This window comes from Corynebacterium sp. HMSC05D08 (genome assembly GCF_001807215.1).
Lineage (GTDB): Bacteria > Actinomycetota > Actinomycetes > Mycobacteriales > Mycobacteriaceae > Corynebacterium > Corynebacterium striatum.
Genome location: NZ_KV788283.1, coordinates 24410 through 39876 on the forward strand (window position 1 = coordinate 24410; position 15467 = coordinate 39876).

Sequence of the window (15467 nt, forward strand, 5' to 3'; positions counted from 1 at the left end):
AGGTGGTCTCGTTGGTGTTCTAGTGCTCGACGATGGCAGCCACGCCCTGGCCGCCGGCTGCGCAGATGGAAATCAGAGCGCGGCCGCCGCCGTTTTCTTCCAGAATCTTGGCGGTGGTGGCCAGGATGCGGGTGCCGGTTGCGGCGAACGGGTGGCCCGCTGCCAGGGAGGAGCCCTTTACGTTGAGCTTAGTGCGGTCGATGGGGCCGAGCGCGCCGGGCAGTCCGAGGCGCTCGCGGCAGTAGGTCTCGTCTTCCCAGGCGGTCAGCGTGGCTAGTACCTGGGAGGCAAATGCCTCGTGGACCTCATAGAAGTCGAAGTCCTGCAGGCTGAGGCCGTTGCGCTCAAGCAGGCGAGGAACCGCGTAGGTCGGTGCCATAAGCAGGCCGTCGCCGCCGTGGATGAAGTCCACTGCAGCGGTCTCGGAGTCCACCAGGTAAGCAAGCGGTTCGAGGTTATGCTGTGCGGCCCAGTCCTCGTTGCCAAGCAGCGCCACCGAGGCGCCATCGGTAAGCGGCGTGGAGTTGCCTGCAGTCATCGTGGCCTGGGTGCCGTGCTGCTGGGCGTCGCGCTTGCCGAAGACTGGCTTGAGTTGTCCGAGCTTTTCCAAGGTGGAGTCCGCGCGCAGGTTGGTGTCGCGGTTGACGCCCAAGTAGCCGGTGGTCAGGTCAGTAAAAAAGCCCTCTTCCCAGGCCTGGTGTAGCTTCTGGTGGGACTCCAACGCCAGCTGGTCTTGGTCGGCGCGGGTGACCTTCAACTCGCGGGCGGTGATGGCTGCATGGTCACCCATGGAAAGGCCGGTGCGTGGCTCGCCGTTCTGGGGCTGCTCGGGCGCCAGCTGTCCCGGGCGAATGGAGCCAATGAGCTGTGCACGCTGGGCCACGGTCTTGGTGCGGGAGAGGTTAATGAGGGTCCGGCGCAGAGAGTCGTTGACGGCGAGCGGTGCGTCCGAGGTGGTGTCGGTGCCACCCGCGATGCCGGAGCTGATGCGGCCCCGGGCGATGGCGTCACCGACGTGGATGGCCGCTGCCAGCGAGGTGCAGCATGCCTGCTGGAGGTCGATGGCTGGGGTAGTGGAGTCGAGCGCAGAACCCAGGACCACCTCACGGGTGAGGTTGAAATCGCGAGAGTGCTTGAGAACTGCGCCGGCGGCGACGAGTCCTAGGCGCTCGTCGTGCAGTCCATAGCGGGCGACGAGGCCGTCGAGCGCGCTCGTCAGCATGTCTTGGTTGGAGGCATGCGCGTATTCCTTGTTGGAACGAGCGAACGGGATGCGGTTGCCGCCTAGGATTGCTACGCGGTGCGAAGTGGTGGTCATTGCGACTCCTTGGTGGGAAATCCTTGCTAGGAACGTGCTAGGAAAAGTTTTCAATCAAATGCTCTACATCACAGGCTGAATGATATTGTTAGTTCTATCACTTAATTAACTAAACTTGCAAGCTACTTCATAAAGGCTTGCAACCTTGTTAAGGGAAGGAATTGAAATGCCAAAAATTAACTTCGCCGAGAAACTGATCAACTCCCCTGTCGCGGCCAAGGCAGGCGTGCCGCAGGGGTATCCATTGCGCCGCTTCACCCCCGGCGAGCCAGCTCTCGACGGCCCGGTTGTCATCGGCGCAGCAGGGGAGGGACGCATCGCCGCATTCCTTAACTCGCAGCTCGCGGTGGACTATCAGCTGTTGTCCGTGACTGCGGAGTCCAAGCGCGCAGCGCTCGTCTTCGACGCCACCGGGATCTGCAAGCTCGAACAGTTGCGCGAGCTCTACGACTTCTTCCACCCGCAGCTGCGCAACCTCACCGCCAACGCGCGCCTGCTGGTCATCGGCACCACCCCGGAGGCCGCCGATACCGTCGACGCCCGCATTGCGGCCCGTGCCCTCGAAGGCTTCACGCGCTCCCTCGCAAAAGAAATGCGGAAGGGCGGCACCGTAAATCTGGTGTGGGTCGACCCGGCAGCCACCGCTGAGGTGGAGTCCACCGTGCGCTTCTTCCTCTCCGGCAAGTCAGCGTTTGTGGACGGCCAGGTGGTTCGCGTTAAGGCTGGTTCTGGCGGCAAGGACCATGATTGGTCCGCCCCATTGGCTGGCCGTTTAGCCGTGGTCACGGGCGCTGCGCGCGGCATCGGAGCCACCATCGCGGAGGTCTTCGCTCGCGATGGCGCAGACATTATTTGCATCGATATTCCGGGCGCCAGCGAGCACCTCAGCGCCACTGCCAACAAGGTGAAGGGCACGGCGCTGCCGCTCGACGTCACGGATGCCGGTGCCGCCGCGGCCATCGCCAAGCATGCGCAGGATCGCTACGGCCGCGCCATCGACGTTATCGTCCACAACGCCGGCATCACTCGCGACAAGCTGCTGGCCAACATGAACGAAGGCCAGTGGGATGCAGTGTTGGCCGTCAACCTCCTGGCACCGGTGCGCATCACCGAGGAGCTCATCGAAAATGGTGACCTCGCCTCGGGCGCAGCCGTTGTGGGCGTGTCCTCCATGGCGGGTATTTCTGGCAACCGCGGCCAGACCAACTACGCCACCACCAAGGCGGGCGTCATCGGGCTTGTCGACGCCCTCCAACCGCTCCTCGCCGAGTCCGGTTCCACTATCAACGCGGTGGCCCCTGGCTTCATCGAGACCGCGATGACCGCCGCCATGCCTACCGGCCCGCGCGAGATTGGCCGCCGCATCAACTCGCTGCAACAGGGCGGCCAGCCTGTCGACGTCGCTGAGACTGTGGCTTACTTCGCGGCCGCCTCCTCCGCGGCCGTTTCCGGCAATACCGTCCGCGTCTGCGGCCAGAACATGATGGGAGCCTAAATGACTGCGCTCAACGTAGTGAACCTGCCCGCCATTCCGGAGCTCAGCGAGCTCTACCGCAAGCAGGTGACTAAAGCGGTTCCCGCCATGGTGCCGGGCCTAAAACCCAAACGCACAATCGATGACCCGGCAACCGCCTTCCGTGTTGATGACGTCTGCATCGATCCCATTCACCTCGCCCGCTACTGCCAGGCAGTGGGATTCCGCCTTGGCAACGAAGCGCCGGTGACTTACCCCTACGCCCTGGCCTTCCCCTTAGCGGTGAAAGTAATGGACTCACCGGGTTTTCCATTCCCCGCGATGGGTATCGTGCACCTGTCCAACAAGATTGAACAGTTCCGCCCCCTCCATATCGAGGACACGTTCACCATCGATGTCCACGCGGAAAACCTCCGCCCGCACCGCAAGGGTTTGGTCCTGGACATGATTACGTCCATCTACGTCGAGGGCGTGTTGGTCTGGCAGCAGACCTCCGCCTTCCTAGGCCCTGGCGCCAAGTTCTCTTCCTCCACCCCAGAAGAAGTTGCATCCCGCCCAGAAGCCACGCGCTTCCTGCCGCAGCCGCAGGCCTCAGCTGCCGGAACCAACCCCGTTTCGACCCTGCGCTTTAGCACCGAGTCCACGAAGGTCTATGCGGAAGCGTCCGGCGATAAGAACCCGATTCACACCTCACGGGCGGGCGCCAAGCTCTTTGGCTTCCCCAGCACCATTGCCCACGGCATGTACACGCATGCCTCGATGCTCACCGCGCTGGAGGGACGGCTCCCCGAAGCCGTCCGCGTCCAAGCCGACTTCTACAAGCCGGTCATTCTTCCCGCGTCCACCGCGCTCTTTGCCAGCGCGCACGACCGCGCGTGGACGCTCGAACTACGCAAGGCCAAGGACGTCGACAAGCTGCACGTGGCAGCCGCCGTCGAATCGCTCAGCTAATCAGCACCTAGCTGGGCTCACCGCATGGCTAGTCTAGGTGCTGGTGCTGCGGTGCCACCACGAGCGGCTTCGGGGAGTATTGTCCGCGCAGGTTACGCAGAATGCCGGCGTGCTCCCACAGCGCCTTGTCTTCGGCCGTCTTCGGCGTGAACTGGCGTGCTGCAATCGGCTGCCAGTCCGCGTCCATCGCCATGTAGGATACCGTGGCGTGGATGGCGGTCTCCAAGTTCTGGCGTCCGCCGCGTGGGTTGCCCGAGCGCACGTGAATGGACATCTGCATTGAGCGGGCGTCGGTTCGCATCATGCGGGCATCGACCTCGATGAGGTCACCGATGGAAATCGGGCGGTAGAAGCGAATGCCGCCGGCGTAGACTGCCACGGTGTGCTCGCCGGACCACTCCATGGTGCAGGCAGCGCCCGCCTCATCGATCCACTCCATTGCCGTGCCGCCGTGGACCTTGCCGCCCCAGTTGACGTCGGTCGGCTTGGCCAGGAAGCGGTTGATCATGCGCGGGGCGTCGGAGGGCCCGTCATAAGTCTGCTTCTCCATCTCTTCCTCGATGGCCTTGCGCAGCTCAATGCGGGATTCCGCGGCTTCCCACACGCGGCGGTGATCGTCGGAGGAAGGTTCAAAGGAAGGAACTGGGGTGGACTTGCCGGTTTCCGGGTCCTTGGCCACGAAGATGACCAGGCAGTCGCACGCGCGGGTGAAGATGCCGTCGCGCGGATCGGCAGATAGCACCTCGTTCACGATGTGCATCGAAGAACGGCCCGTCATTGCGATGCGCGAGCGCACCTCTACCAGGTGGCCCGAAGGGATCGGGCGAGTGAAGTGAATGTGTCCCACATAGGCGGTCACGCAGTACATTCCGGACCACTGCACCGCGCATGCGTACGCGGCCTTATCGATCCACTCCAGGACGCGGCCGCCGCCAATGCCTTGCGCGCCAGCGATGGTCATATCCGTTGGAGCAGCCATGAATCGAAGCGTGATCGATGGCGACTTCCCGGTTTCAGTATTCTCTTGTTCCGGAAGGGTAAGTGACATGCATAGAAAGTTATCAGGGAGGCCGAATTAGCGCATGAAAAATAAGGTAGACTCAGCGGCCACGCGCGCCGCCGTGGTGGCGGTCCAAGACTGGATAAAACACCCCGATGAGGTGGAAAAACCAGGTAGGGCATTGCTTGCCGACGCCGTCCGTCGCACCGCCCGCACCCTCGAAGCCGACGCGCCGGGGCACTCGGTGGAACTGCGGGTGCCCCCATTCGTGGCAGTCCAGTGCATCGAGGGTCCCCGTCATACCCGCGGCACACCACCCAATGTGGTGGAGACCGACGCTTTGACATGGTTGCAGCTGGCTACAGGCTTGCTCAGCTGGGAGGATGCCGTTAGCGCAGCTCAGGTGGATGCCTCTGGCTCGCGCTCAGGGGAAATCGCTGCATGGCTGCCCATCATTCCGTTAGTTTCTCCTGCCCACAACGACTAGGATTGCAGCCGTGGTAGCTGAACTAACTCCCCATATCGCCAATCTCGATGATCACAGCGAGACCGAACCGCGCGAGGAATGCGGCGTCTTTGGCGTCTGGGCCCCGGGCGAAGAAGTCTCGAAGTTGACCTACTTCGGTCTGTTTGCACTGCAGCACCGCGGCCAGGAGGCTGCCGGTATCGCTGTGGGTGATGATGACAGCATCGTCGTATTCAAAGACATGGGCCTCGTGGCCAACATCTTTGATGAATCCATCCTCGCGTCCCTGCAGGGCAACGTCGCCGTGGGACACACGCGCTACTCCACTGCGGGCGGTAAGGAATGGTCCAACGTGCAGCCCATGTTCGGCACCTCGCCGAGCGGCGTCGATATCGCGCTGGGCCACAACGGCAACCTAGTCAACTACCTTGAGCTGCGCGCTGAGGCAATCGAGCGAGGGCTCATTAAGCCGCATGAAGAGTCGGTTTCTGACTCCATGTGCTTGTCCATGCTGCTTGCCGACGGCGTGAGTGAGGACGTTAGCGTCTTTGAATCGGCGCGCGCCCTGCTCCCTCGTGTTAAAGGTGCATTCTGCCTGACCTTTACTGATGGCCACACTCTCTACGCTGCGCGCGACCCGCACGGCGTGCGCCCGCTGGTGCTGGGCCGTTTGCCAAAGGGCTGGGTCGTGGCTTCGGAGACTTGTGCGCTCGACATCGTCGGCGCGCAGTTCATCCGCGAGATTGAACCGGGCGAGCTCACCTCCATCAACGAGGCGGGTATCCGATCGGAGAAGTTCGCGGAGCCAACTCACCACGGTTGCGTCTTCGAGTACGTCTACCTGGCACGTCCTGATACCGACATCAAGGGCCGTTCGGTGAACGCGACGCGTGTGGAAATTGGGCGTCGTCTAGCGCGGCAATACCCGGCCCCAGATGCGGACCTAGTCATTCCTGTGCCTGAGTCTGGTAACCCGGCGGCCGTGGGCTATGCCCGCGAGTCCGGCATCACCTTCGCGCACGGCCTGGTGAAGAATGCGTACGTTGGTCGCACCTTCATTCAGCCCACACAGACCCTGCGCCAGCTGGGCATCCGCCTGAAACTGAACCCGTTGCGCGAGGTCATCGAAGGCAAGAGCCTCGTGGTGGTGGATGACTCCATCGTCCGAGGCAACACCCAGCGTGCGCTCATCCGCATGCTGCGTGAGGCAGGCGCTGCCGAGGTGCACGTGCGCATCGCCTCGCCACCGGTGAAGTGGCCGTGCTTCTACGGCATTGACTTCGCCTCCCCGGGCGAGCTCATCGCTAACGCCAACCCGTCTGATGACCCGGAAGTAGTCTGCAAGACTATCTGCGACGCCATCGGTGCGGACTCCCTCGGCTTCGTCTCCATTGCGGAGATGGTCGCCGCGACCGAACAGCCGCAACACGAGCTGTGCACCGCTTGCTTTGACGGTGTCTACCCACTCGGCCTCCCGGCCGGCAACCCGAACGCTGAGGCCGTGCGCTCCTTGCTCGGCTCTGAATCTTAAAAGACTTGAAGGACTCAACAATGAGCGAGAACACTTACGCCGCAGCAGGCGTCAGCATCGAAGAAGGCGACCGTGCCGTTACCCTGTTTGCCCCGCACGCAAAGCGTGCCTCCCGCCCGGAGGTCATGGGCGGTCTCGGCGGTTTCGCCGGCCTGTTCAAGCTGGGCGATTACAAGGAGCCGGTCCTGGCCGCGGGTTCCGACGGCGTGGGCACCAAGCTGGCTGTGGCGCAGGCCATGGACAAGCACGACACCATCGGCATCGACCTCGTGGCAATGTGTGTGGATGACCTCGTGGTCTGTGGCGCTGAGCCGCTGTTCCTGCAGGACTACATCGCTGTGGGCAAGGTCGTGCCGGAGAAGGTCGCGGAGATCGTGAAGGGTATCGCTGAGGGCTGCGTCCAGGCTGGCGCTGCGCTCCTCGGTGGCGAGACCGCTGAGCACCCGGGCGTAATGGATCCGGAGGAGTACGACGTTTCCGCAACTGCAGTCGGCGTTGTGGAGGCGGACTCCATCCTGGGCCCGGACAAGGTCCGCGACGGAGACGTCCTCATCGCCATGGCTTCCTCTGGTCTGCACTCTAACGGCTACTCCTTGGCTCGTTACGTCCTGCTGGAGCAGGCTGGCCTGCCTCTTGACGGTCACATCGAAGAGCTTGGCCGTACCCTGGGCGAGGAGCTGCTTGAGCCGACCCGCATTTACGCCAAGGACTGCCTGGCGCTGACCGCTGAGTGCAACGTTTCCACCTTCTGCCACGTCACTGGCGGTGGCCTGGCTGGCAACTTGGAGCGCGTTATCCCTGAGGGCCTGACCGCTGAGGTCAACCGCTCTACGTGGACCCCAGGCCAGATTTTCAAGACCATCTCCTCCGTGGGCAAGGTTTCCCTCGAAGAGATGGAGAAGACCTTCAACATGGGCGTTGGCATGATTGCGGTTGTCTCCCCGGAGGACCGCGAGCGCGCTATGGCCATGATGGCTGCCCGCCACGTGGATGCCTGGGAGTTGGGCACCATTCGCGCTGCTGGCGAGGGTGAAGCTCGCGTCATCATGAATGGTGAGCACCCTAACTTCTAAGCTTGCCCAACCACTTCTACTTTCGGCCTTCCAGTCTCTGCCACATCGCGGTGGAGGAGGGGAGGCCGTTTGTGGTTTGCCATTTGGGGCGTCTGTCCCGCGGCCGCCAAATGCAGTCGGAGCCTAGTGTGGCTCCAAATGGTGAGGCCGCACTGTAACCACTGTGACTGCAGTGAGCTCCTGGGGCGGGTGACGCCTCACCTCACCATTTGTTCCTCACCATTTGGAAATGCCGGCCGAGGGAAGGCCGAGGGAAGGTCGAGGGAAGAGCAGGGGCGGCTCAGGCAGACCAGGGAAGAGGCCGTGAAGAGCAGGACAGTGCGGGTAAGAGCAGGGCAACGCGGGAAAGAGCCGGACAGCGGCCAAAAGCAAAAGGCCGCAACCGTGCGAAGCGGCTGCGGCCTACAGCTGGAGTTCCAGCGGCGAAAAGGAAAGCGCCTTAGCGCTTGCCCTCGTCGTCTTGGTCGTCTTCGTCCCACTCGTCGACGTAGTCGGCATAAGGATCTTCGTCCTCATAATCGTGGGAGTTATTCGGGTTTTGGGAGGCGAGCTCCCGCTGGAGCGAATCCAGATCCATTTCGGGCGAATTGTACTTCAGCTGGCGTGCAACTTTGGTCTGCTTTGCCTTTGCGCGTCCGCGTCCCATGTGCATGACCCCCTTGAGGTGAGTAGGGCGTTCCAGGGATTCTTGGACGCCCCATCGGCTTAAATCTAAAAGTGAATCTTCCTGTTAGACACAATAGCCTGTGTGACGAAAAAATTCCGAACCACCCCCTAGTTATTGCAAAAGTAGTGGTATAACTCGCCTCTTTCGGCCATTGAGTTAGCGGCCACGCAGCTTTTCCACGGCCGCGCGCCCAGCCTTGGACCCTTCGTCGGTAGGCAAGGAGTCCTCTTCCACAGACGCGGCAACGTCGCCGATCGTTAGCGTTCCGCCCGTGAGCGCGGAACGCTTGATCAATGCCAGGGCAATCGGGCCATAGTCGCAGTCATCGACAATGGTGCCCAGTCGCCCCACACGGCGCCCGCCCAGTGTTACCTCGTCACCAATCGCAGGCCGGTTCGGAGCCGAGCCATCGAGGTAAAGCATCACCAGCAAGCGCGGGGAACGGCCGAGGTTCTCCACGCGGGCCACGGTTTCCTGCCCGCGGTAGCAACCCTTGTCCAAGTGCACAAAGGCCGGTCCCTGCGAGCGGCGAATCCAGTGCGGTACCTCATGCGCGATTGCTTTGTCGTCCAAGTCCGCGGCGAGCTCAGGTTCCAACGCGCGCACGCGCTCCGCGGTAAATGCCATCAACCCCACGAGGGTTCCGCCGGCTGCCTCCAGCTCTGCCACGGCCTCAGCGAGGCGCGAGCGCGGAATCAGGTGGTCGGTGCGATGGGGCCCGCGCCAGACGACCTCCCGGGAAAGTACCGCATCAGCCGGTGCGGGAAGCGCTTCGCCCAGCACAGTCACCACGGCTAGATCCGCCTCTTCCACGGTTACCTGGGACCAGAAGATCATCTTGGTCAAAAAGCTCAGCAGCGAATCGAACTGCGCTGCAGGCACGTCGAGATAGAAGGCATCCTCGACACGGGAGAGGTCTATCTGGTGGAGTACGTGGCCCTGTATATCGAGGTCGAGTGCGCCGGCGTGGAAGCCAGATGAGACGTCGTCTAGCTTCTGCGAAAGCAGATTGTTTAGGAACGTTGCGGCTTCAGGTCCCGCAACTTTGATGACGCGGCGCTGGGATCGGTCCACAATTGCGGAACCGGTCTCTACTGATCGCTGCTCCACGAGCGGATCGCCATAGTGCCAGGCGATACCGACGGCATCGATAAGCGTGGCGTCTTGGATTTCTGATGCGCCGGGGCGCTGAAGAAGTGGCGAAGAATAACTCACGGGTTCCGATGGTAGGGCATAATGAAAAATATGGAGTTCACGCCTCGAAAAGAGCCGGTCATCTACGTTGTTGAGCCTTATGGCGGCTCGGTGCGCAAGCATTTGCCGTCGTTGCCGCTCGTCTATTGGGATGACGCCGCAGTTACCCGGGGAGACGGAATCTTTGAGTCTCTGCTTATCCGCGATGGCAAGGCCGCGAACCTCGCGCGCCATGGCCAACGTTTTATTAACTCGGCGCTGGCTCTCGAGCTGCCCGAGCCGCAGTTGGAGAAGTGGGAAGAGGCCACCAACCTGGCTATCGCCGACTATTTCGGGCCTGATGGCCAAGGCGAGGCCAAGTGCACCTGGACCTATACCCGCGGGCGCGCCTCGACCGGACACCCCACCGCGTGGGTAGTGGTGCAGCCCATCGACGCCAAGATTATTGAGCAGCGTGCCAAGGGAGTGAAGGTCATGACCACCCCGCGGTTGTGGCAGGTGGCTGAGGAGCTTCCCGCCAAGACCCTGAACTACGCGGCCACAATGGCCACGCTGCGCCTGGCGCGAGGCAAGGGCTTTGAGGACGTGATCTTCACCGACCCGGAGACGGGCTTGGTGCTGGAGGGCGCGACGTCGACAGTCGTGGCGGTACGCGGTGACAAGCTGCGTACCCCGGCGGGCAAGGGAATCCTGCCGGGCACTACCCAGGCCGCGCTTTTCGAGTACGCCACGGAAAAGGGCTATCGCTGCAAGGCCAAGGAGATCACCCCTGGATACCTGGAGCGCTCTGACTCTGTGTGGTTGGTCTCCTCGGTACGTACCGCTGTGCGCGTGACTAACCTTGATGGGACAAGGCTAAAGGCCCCAGATAACGCTGCGGAAATCCGGGACCTCTTGGATGCTGCTCTGGCGCGTTAGCCTGCCACGCGGGTGAGCTCAGCGGACATGTAAGGGCGCATCTCGCCGTCGACCATGCGCTCGTCTACCCAGCCGAGGTTGTTGTTCGGCATCAAGCCGTACATGCGCTTGCCCGGGCCAAAGTTCTTCGGGCCCGTCTCCGTGACCATGGTGGAGGCGGATTCCAGCTGCCATGCACGCTCGTTGAAAGGCTCGCCGTAGAAGATTTCCACGATGCCGTTGGAGGAGGTGTAGGTCATTTCGATCTCGTCCTTGAGCGAGATGCGCCAGAAGCCGCTTTCACGGATATCCGCGCCGCTTGGCTTGCCTTCGGAATCGATGCGCCAGGTGCGGGAACTAAAGGTGAGGTAATTTTCGCCGTCGTGGCTCACGATGAGCTGCTGGCCAAAGCTGTACTGCTCGCCGGTGGTGTCATGTGCTTGGCCTTCGCCCTGCCACACGCCCACGAGGGGAAGGAGAGCCAGCAGGCCGTCGTGCAGGGAAGGGCCCTGGCGCAGGTTAGCGGTCTCTTGCGCGAGTGGGTTCTCCACGATGTCTACTGCAGGGATATTGCGGGAAGCTGCGTCTTTCCACGCCTCCGCGGCGTGGTTTACGGCGTCGTTGCCGTTGATCTTCTGGGTGCTATTTTCGTTGCTATTTTCGCTCATGACGCACCAGCCTAGTCGTCTATGTACGTCAACAACCACTAGGCTGGTTCGCTGTGCGAGTACTAATGATTTCAAATCCAAACTCGACTTCTCAGAGCGATGCCTTGTTCCGGCAGGTCATTCCGCTGCTTCGCGACGTCGAAGGCGCTCACATGCGCATGCAGTTCACCCATTACGCGGGGCATGCGGAGGAGATCGTGCGCGGAATGACACGCACTGATTTCGACGCCATCGTGGTCTTTGGCGGCGACGGGACCGTTAACGAGGTGGTCAACGGCCTGTTGGGGCCGGCTGACCGAAAGGACCGTCCGCGACCTGAAGAGCTTCCTGTCCTCGGCGTAGTCCCCACCGGTTCCGCGAACGTCTTTGTGCGTGCACTGGGAATTCCCAATACCCCGGTGGAGGCGGCCCACGTCTTGGCTCGCCTCATGGAGCGCGACACCCGCCGCAAGATTCACCTGGGTACGTGGAACGACCGTTGGTTCGCGGTCAACGCTGGTTTTGGTTTGGACGCCGACGTTCTTGCCCGAGTCGATCGCGCACGAGAGATGGGCTTTTCGGCCACGCCGCTGCGCTACCTCGCGGTTTCCGCGCAGGCTTACCTGCGGGCGCGCGTCATCCCACCGGAGATTTCCGTGCACGCCGTCAGCCGGGCAGGCGAGCAATTCACCGCGCACAAGGTTCCGCTGATGTTTACCTCGAATACCAACCCGTGGACGTTCCTGGGCCCGCTTCCCGTGGTGACCAACCCGCGCAACTCCTTCGACGCGGGCCTGGGGCTATTTGGAGTGTCTGACTTGGGCGGCATCCATGGCCTAGTGGGCATGCTGCACCTGATGGGCGTGGACCGTCGGCGCATGCTGTCCAAGATCACCCAGGCGCGTGCGCTGCAGTTCGATGATGCACAATCGGTTGATTTGGAGACGCCAACTCCGAAGCGCTTCCAAGCCGACGGCGAGTCCGTGGGCAAGTTCACCGAGGTGCACCTCGAATCGGTGGCAGATGCCATTGAGGTCTTCGCGCCCCTGCAGCCGCGCCCGCCCCACGAGCGGAGCGTGCGAGAGATTCTGCGCGACTTGATTCGCATCAAGTAGGCGCTGCCAGGCAACCGAGTCGCTAGTCCGCGAGCCACCCCCAGGGCTAGCTGCCCTCGTTAACCTTCTCCGCAGTGTCCTCCGCCTTTTGCTCGGCGTCCTTAACGGCCTTCTCCGCTGAGCCCTCTATTTCGAGAGGGGACAGCTGCGTGGACTTGAGCTTGATGTTGCGGCGTTGGACCTCGAAGGTGATCGAGCCGCCGTGGAGCTTGACGGACGTCGCCTGTGCAGGAAGTGGCAGCTCGCGGGTATCGAACTGGAGGGTAAAGGCCTTGATAAGGCGCGGGTCTTCGGTGTCGTAGACGTTCATGTGGAACTGCTCGCCGACCAAGCGTAGCGCCACCTTAGCGGTGGACTTCTTCGTATCGCCCGGCAGCGTGCCCGTCAGCTCAGCCTCTGCCGCGGTGCCTCCGATGGGGGAGATGTTGTCGGGGTTGGCAATCGAGAGATCCGTAATCCCCAACAAACGTCCGAGCGCTACGCCGTCGAGGCTGATACCGCGCGTGTACGTGGATACGGGTGCGCCCTCAAATTTGCCGCTGAAAACCTGCTGCGGCGTGATGGAGATGTCACGCATTGTGGTTGAGGCGTTGACCATGCCGAGCTTGGGTACCTCGACGTCGAGCGACTGTACCTCGAGATAAGGAATCTCCTTGGTTAGCGCAGCCAATGTATAAGGGATGCCGCCAATATAGACGTCGGGAGTGTTCTCCAGGCGCGAGACCGCCTTCGATTCCTGAGCCACTGTGTGCTCAGCGTGCATGGCTACTGCGGAGTCGCTAAGCCAAGCGATGCCGCCCACCAAGGCGACGACACCAAGGCGGACAATATGGCGGTTGATTTGGAGAACAGTCACCCCTCTATTCTTACCGCACGTACCCTGGTGGGCATGAATATCGAATCCCTGAATCTCACCCAAGACGCCGATCTCGCAGACAAGGTACGCGCTGGTGCCGAGCAAGCGCGCCAGGCAGATGGCATCGCGCCCTTGTCCGAGCAGTTCCTGCTTGGCCTGAGCGATGCGCGCTTGGAACACCAGCATTACCTCGCCAAGGAAGGCGAGCAGGTAGTCGGTATCGCCGCTGTGGCCGGGCAGGATGTGGAGCTTTTTGTTCACCCCTCTCATCGCGGGCACGGCCTGGGCCAGGACCTCATTGAACACGTTCGCGCCGCCCAGCCGCATGCCCAGTTCTGGGCGCACGGAAACCTGCCGGCAGCACGCGCGTTGGCGGCCCGCAACGATCTGCACCTGGTGCGACAGCTGCTGGTGATGGAGGTAAACGGGCAGAACCTGGCCAAGCACGCCGCGCTTGACGACGCCCCCTTTACCCACCTTAACTACACCGATTCCGTTCAGCGGTGGGGCAAGGACTGGGCGGAACAGGAATGGGTGCGCGCCAACAACGAGGCATTCTCGTGGCACCCCGAGCAAGGTGGCTGGGATCTTGAGCGCTTGCACCGTGGAATGGAGGCGGATTGGTTCGATCCGGCGGACGTCCAATTCATGTGGGATGAGGAGAAAACCTCACCTCAGGGTGCTCCAACGATGGTCGGATTCCACTGGACCAAATGGCACACAGAAGAAACTCCTGAGTTTGGTGAGGTCTACGTGATCGGTCTTTCGGAGGCTTATCGCGGTCAAAAGCTAGGCGGTCCATTGCTCCACGACGGCCTTCACCGCATGGTGGAAAAGGGAGCTGAGCGGGTAATTCTCTATGTTGAGGCGGATAACGAGCCGGCCGTGAGGGCGTATGAACGTTTGGGCTTCGAAGTTATTGAAGACCATTCCGTCTATTCGGATCGTGATTAGCCTCACGCGGATTGGGGACATGTTCACTTTTTGTTCACCTGAAACTACTACTGCGGTTAACCCGCTCCGGTTAGCTTTACATCCCGTGAGTTAACCGCGGTGTTGGTAATCATCTTTCAGCTCTTTCGCGAAATGCCAATGCGAAGTGCGGTTTCCTCGGACTAACAATCTCTGTTCTTCGTTGAAAGGTTTCCCCGTGACCCGCAACTTCAAGCGCACTGCTGCAATCTTCGGCATCATCGCCGCAACTTCCACCGGCCTCGTCGCCTGCTCTGAGTCCGGCTCCGGCTCTGAGGGCGGCTCTGAGGTCTCCGGTGACCTCACCGGCGAGGGTGCTTCTTCCCAGAAGAGCGCAATGTCCGTCTTTGAGAAGGCATTCCTGGCTGACTACCCAGACGCTAACTTCTCTTACACCTCTTCCGGTTCCGGCGCGGGTGTTGAGGCCTTCACCAACGGCACCGTTGACTTTGCTGGTTCCGACTCCGCTCTGAAGGAAGACAAGGGTGAGGTTGAGGCTGCCAAGGAGCGTTGCGAGGGCAACGACGCATGGCACCTGCCAACCACCATCGGCCCAGTTGCTATCGCTTATAACCTGGGTGACACCGAGGTCAACCTGAAGACCGAGACCCTGGCAAAGATCTTCAAGGGCGAGATCACCAAGTGGAACGACAAAGAGATTAAGGCTGCCAACGAGGGAACCGAGCTTCCTGACACCGACATCACCGTCATCTTCCGTTCTGACGAGTCTGGTACCTCTGACAACTTCCAGAAGTTCCTGAAGACCGCTACCGGTAACTGGGACGACGAGGGCAAGCAGTTCCCAGACGCTGTCGGTGAGGGCGCAAACGGCTCCTCCGGTGTTGCTGACCAGGTTGCTTCCATCGAGGGTGCAATCACCTACGTTGAGGCTGGCTACGCACACCAGAAGGAAGGCGACGGCGTTAAGATTGCCAAGATCGACTTCGGCAACGGCCCTGTAGAGCTCTCCAACGAGTCCGTCGGCGTTGCACTCGACAACCTGGCATTCAAGGAGACCGGCTCCGAGCACAACATGGTTGTTGACTCCGAGGCTCTCTTCGGTTCCGACACCGCTGGTGCTTACCCACTCATCCTCACCACCTACAACATCGTTTGCTCCGCTGGTTACGATGAGGAGACCTCCGCTCTGGTGAAGGCCTTCATGAACACCGTTCTGGAGAACCAGAACGCTGACCTCGAGGCTGCTGGCTTCATCCCAGTCGCCGGCGACCACCTTGACCGCCTGAAGGCTGCGGTCGAAGCAATCCAGTAATCCTCTGGGCCCATACACTGCTTGCCCCCAAAT

15 protein-coding genes are annotated in these 15467 nt (G+C 61.6%); 9 read left to right on the plus strand and 6 right to left on the minus strand.

The window, feature by feature from the left end; all coding sequences use genetic code 11:
* Nucleotides 1-19: 19 nt before the first annotated feature.
* Nucleotides 20-1318 carry an acetyl-CoA C-acetyltransferase gene (locus HMPREF3148_RS00095; RefSeq protein ID WP_005531337.1) on the minus strand — a complete coding sequence of 433 codons (1299 nt, stop codon included), beginning with the start codon at nucleotides 1316-1318 and terminating at the stop codon, nucleotides 20-22.
* Nucleotides 1319-1484: 166 nt separating this feature from the next.
* Here HMPREF3148_RS00095 and HMPREF3148_RS00100 point away from each other — a divergent pair, with 166 nt between their 5' ends.
* Complete coding sequence (locus HMPREF3148_RS00100; RefSeq protein WP_049147024.1) at nucleotides 1485-2813, plus strand: 3-oxoacyl-ACP reductase; 1329 nt, start codon at nucleotides 1485-1487, stop codon at nucleotides 2811-2813.
* A complete protein-coding gene (locus HMPREF3148_RS00105; protein WP_049160445.1) occupies nucleotides 2814-3743 on the plus strand; it encodes a MaoC/PaaZ C-terminal domain-containing protein in 930 nt (309 codons plus the stop codon).
* Nucleotides 3744-3771: 28 nt separating this feature from the next.
* Here HMPREF3148_RS00105 and HMPREF3148_RS00110 read toward each other — a convergent pair whose 3' ends face one another.
* Nucleotides 3772-4722: an acyl-CoA thioesterase gene (locus HMPREF3148_RS00110; protein ID WP_236081438.1), complete on the minus strand. Its 951-nt coding sequence runs from the start codon at nucleotides 4720-4722 to the stop codon at nucleotides 3772-3774.
* 103 nt (nucleotides 4723-4825) lie between these two features.
* Between HMPREF3148_RS00110 and HMPREF3148_RS00115 the strand changes: the two genes are divergently transcribed.
* The 3 genes from HMPREF3148_RS00115 to purM are packed head-to-tail and all read left to right on the plus strand — an operon-like array spanning nucleotide 4826 to nucleotide 7813.
* Nucleotides 4826-5230, plus strand: coding sequence for a sterol carrier family protein (locus tag HMPREF3148_RS00115; RefSeq protein WP_049062720.1), 405 nt, complete (start codon nucleotides 4826-4828; stop codon nucleotides 5228-5230).
* 10 nt (nucleotides 5231-5240) lie between these two features.
* On the plus strand, nucleotides 5241-6740 hold the full coding sequence (gene purF, locus HMPREF3148_RS00120; RefSeq protein ID WP_070508538.1) for an amidophosphoribosyltransferase: 1500 nt from the start codon (nucleotides 5241-5243) through the stop codon (nucleotides 6738-6740).
* Between the two features lie 20 nt (nucleotides 6741-6760).
* Complete coding sequence (gene purM, locus HMPREF3148_RS00125) at nucleotides 6761-7813, plus strand: phosphoribosylformylglycinamidine cyclo-ligase (RefSeq protein WP_005531349.1); 1053 nt, start codon at nucleotides 6761-6763, stop codon at nucleotides 7811-7813.
* A gap of 439 nt (nucleotides 7814-8252) precedes the next feature.
* On the opposite strand, the gene HMPREF3148_RS00130 is transcribed toward purM, so the two are convergent.
* Nucleotides 8253-8459: a DUF3073 domain-containing protein gene (locus HMPREF3148_RS00130; RefSeq protein WP_034657466.1), complete on the minus strand. Its 207-nt coding sequence runs from the start codon at nucleotides 8457-8459 to the stop codon at nucleotides 8253-8255.
* Between the two features lie 177 nt (nucleotides 8460-8636).
* Nucleotides 8637-9695, minus strand: coding sequence for a CAF17-like 4Fe-4S cluster assembly/insertion protein YgfZ (locus HMPREF3148_RS00135; RefSeq protein WP_053087993.1), 1059 nt, complete (start codon nucleotides 9693-9695; stop codon nucleotides 8637-8639).
* 30 nt (nucleotides 9696-9725) lie between these two features.
* Between HMPREF3148_RS00135 and HMPREF3148_RS00140 the strand changes: the two genes are divergently transcribed.
* A complete protein-coding gene (locus tag HMPREF3148_RS00140; RefSeq protein ID WP_370450476.1) occupies nucleotides 9726-10592 on the plus strand; it encodes an aminodeoxychorismate lyase in 867 nt (288 codons plus the stop codon).
* Here the strand turns inward: HMPREF3148_RS00140 and HMPREF3148_RS00145 are convergent.
* Nucleotides 10589-11239: a heme-binding beta-barrel domain-containing protein gene (locus HMPREF3148_RS00145; protein ID WP_046646033.1), complete on the minus strand. Its 651-nt coding sequence runs from the start codon at nucleotides 11237-11239 to the stop codon at nucleotides 10589-10591. The two genes, HMPREF3148_RS00140 and HMPREF3148_RS00145, sit on opposite strands and share 4 nt — an antisense overlap.
* Before the next feature lie 65 nt (nucleotides 11240-11304).
* Between HMPREF3148_RS00145 and HMPREF3148_RS00150 the strand changes: the two genes are divergently transcribed.
* Entirely contained in the window at nucleotides 11305-12333 is a 1029-nt protein-coding gene (locus tag HMPREF3148_RS00150; RefSeq protein WP_223197348.1) for a diacylglycerol/lipid kinase family protein, read from the plus strand.
* A 46-nt stretch (nucleotides 12334-12379) separates the two neighbouring features.
* Here the strand turns inward: HMPREF3148_RS00150 and HMPREF3148_RS00155 are convergent, their stop codons facing one another.
* A complete protein-coding gene (locus tag HMPREF3148_RS00155) occupies nucleotides 12380-13189 on the minus strand; it encodes an LmeA family phospholipid-binding protein (protein WP_049147018.1) in 810 nt (269 codons plus the stop codon).
* A gap of 33 nt (nucleotides 13190-13222) precedes the next feature.
* Here HMPREF3148_RS00155 and mshD point away from each other — a divergent pair, with 33 nt between their 5' ends.
* Nucleotides 13223-14143 (plus strand): mycothiol synthase, encoded by a 921-nt coding sequence (gene mshD / locus HMPREF3148_RS00160; RefSeq protein ID WP_049147175.1) that lies wholly within the window; start codon nucleotides 13223-13225, stop codon nucleotides 14141-14143.
* Nucleotides 14144-14339: 196 nt separating this feature from the next.
* Entirely contained in the window at nucleotides 14340-15434 is a 1095-nt protein-coding gene (pstS, locus tag HMPREF3148_RS00165) for a phosphate ABC transporter substrate-binding protein PstS (protein WP_005531368.1), read from the plus strand.
* Nucleotides 15435-15467 lie beyond the last annotated feature (33 nt).

Excerpts from the sequence above, each read along its gene's own strand:
- HMPREF3148_RS00095 (WP_005531337.1), bottom strand. The coding sequence starts at position 1,318 with ATGACCACCACTTCGCACCGCGTAGCAATCCTAGGCGGCAACCGCATC.
- HMPREF3148_RS00100 (WP_049147024.1), top strand. The coding sequence starts at position 1,485 with ATGCCAAAAATTAACTTCGCCGAGAAACTGATCAACTCCCCTGTCGCG.
- HMPREF3148_RS00105 (WP_049160445.1), top strand. The coding sequence starts at position 2,814 with ATGACTGCGCTCAACGTAGTGAACCTGCCCGCCATTCCGGAGCTCAGC.
- HMPREF3148_RS00110 (WP_236081438.1), bottom strand. The coding sequence starts at position 4,722 with ATGGCTGCTCCAACGGATATGACCATCGCTGGCGCGCAAGGCATTGGC.
- HMPREF3148_RS00115 (WP_049062720.1), top strand. The coding sequence starts at position 4,826 with ATGAAAAATAAGGTAGACTCAGCGGCCACGCGCGCCGCCGTGGTGGCG.
- purM (WP_005531349.1), top strand. The coding sequence starts at position 6,761 with ATGAGCGAGAACACTTACGCCGCAGCAGGCGTCAGCATCGAAGAAGGC.
- HMPREF3148_RS00130 (WP_034657466.1), bottom strand. The coding sequence starts at position 8,459 with ATGGGACGCGGACGCGCAAAGGCAAAGCAGACCAAAGTTGCACGCCAG.
- HMPREF3148_RS00140 (WP_370450476.1), top strand. The coding sequence starts at position 9,726 with ATGGAGTTCACGCCTCGAAAAGAGCCGGTCATCTACGTTGTTGAGCCT.
- HMPREF3148_RS00145 (WP_046646033.1), bottom strand. The coding sequence starts at position 11,239 with ATGAGCGAAAATAGCAACGAAAATAGCACCCAGAAGATCAACGGCAAC.
- HMPREF3148_RS00150 (WP_223197348.1), top strand. The coding sequence starts at position 11,305 with ATGATTTCAAATCCAAACTCGACTTCTCAGAGCGATGCCTTGTTCCGG.
- mshD (WP_049147175.1), top strand. The coding sequence starts at position 13,223 with ATGAATATCGAATCCCTGAATCTCACCCAAGACGCCGATCTCGCAGAC.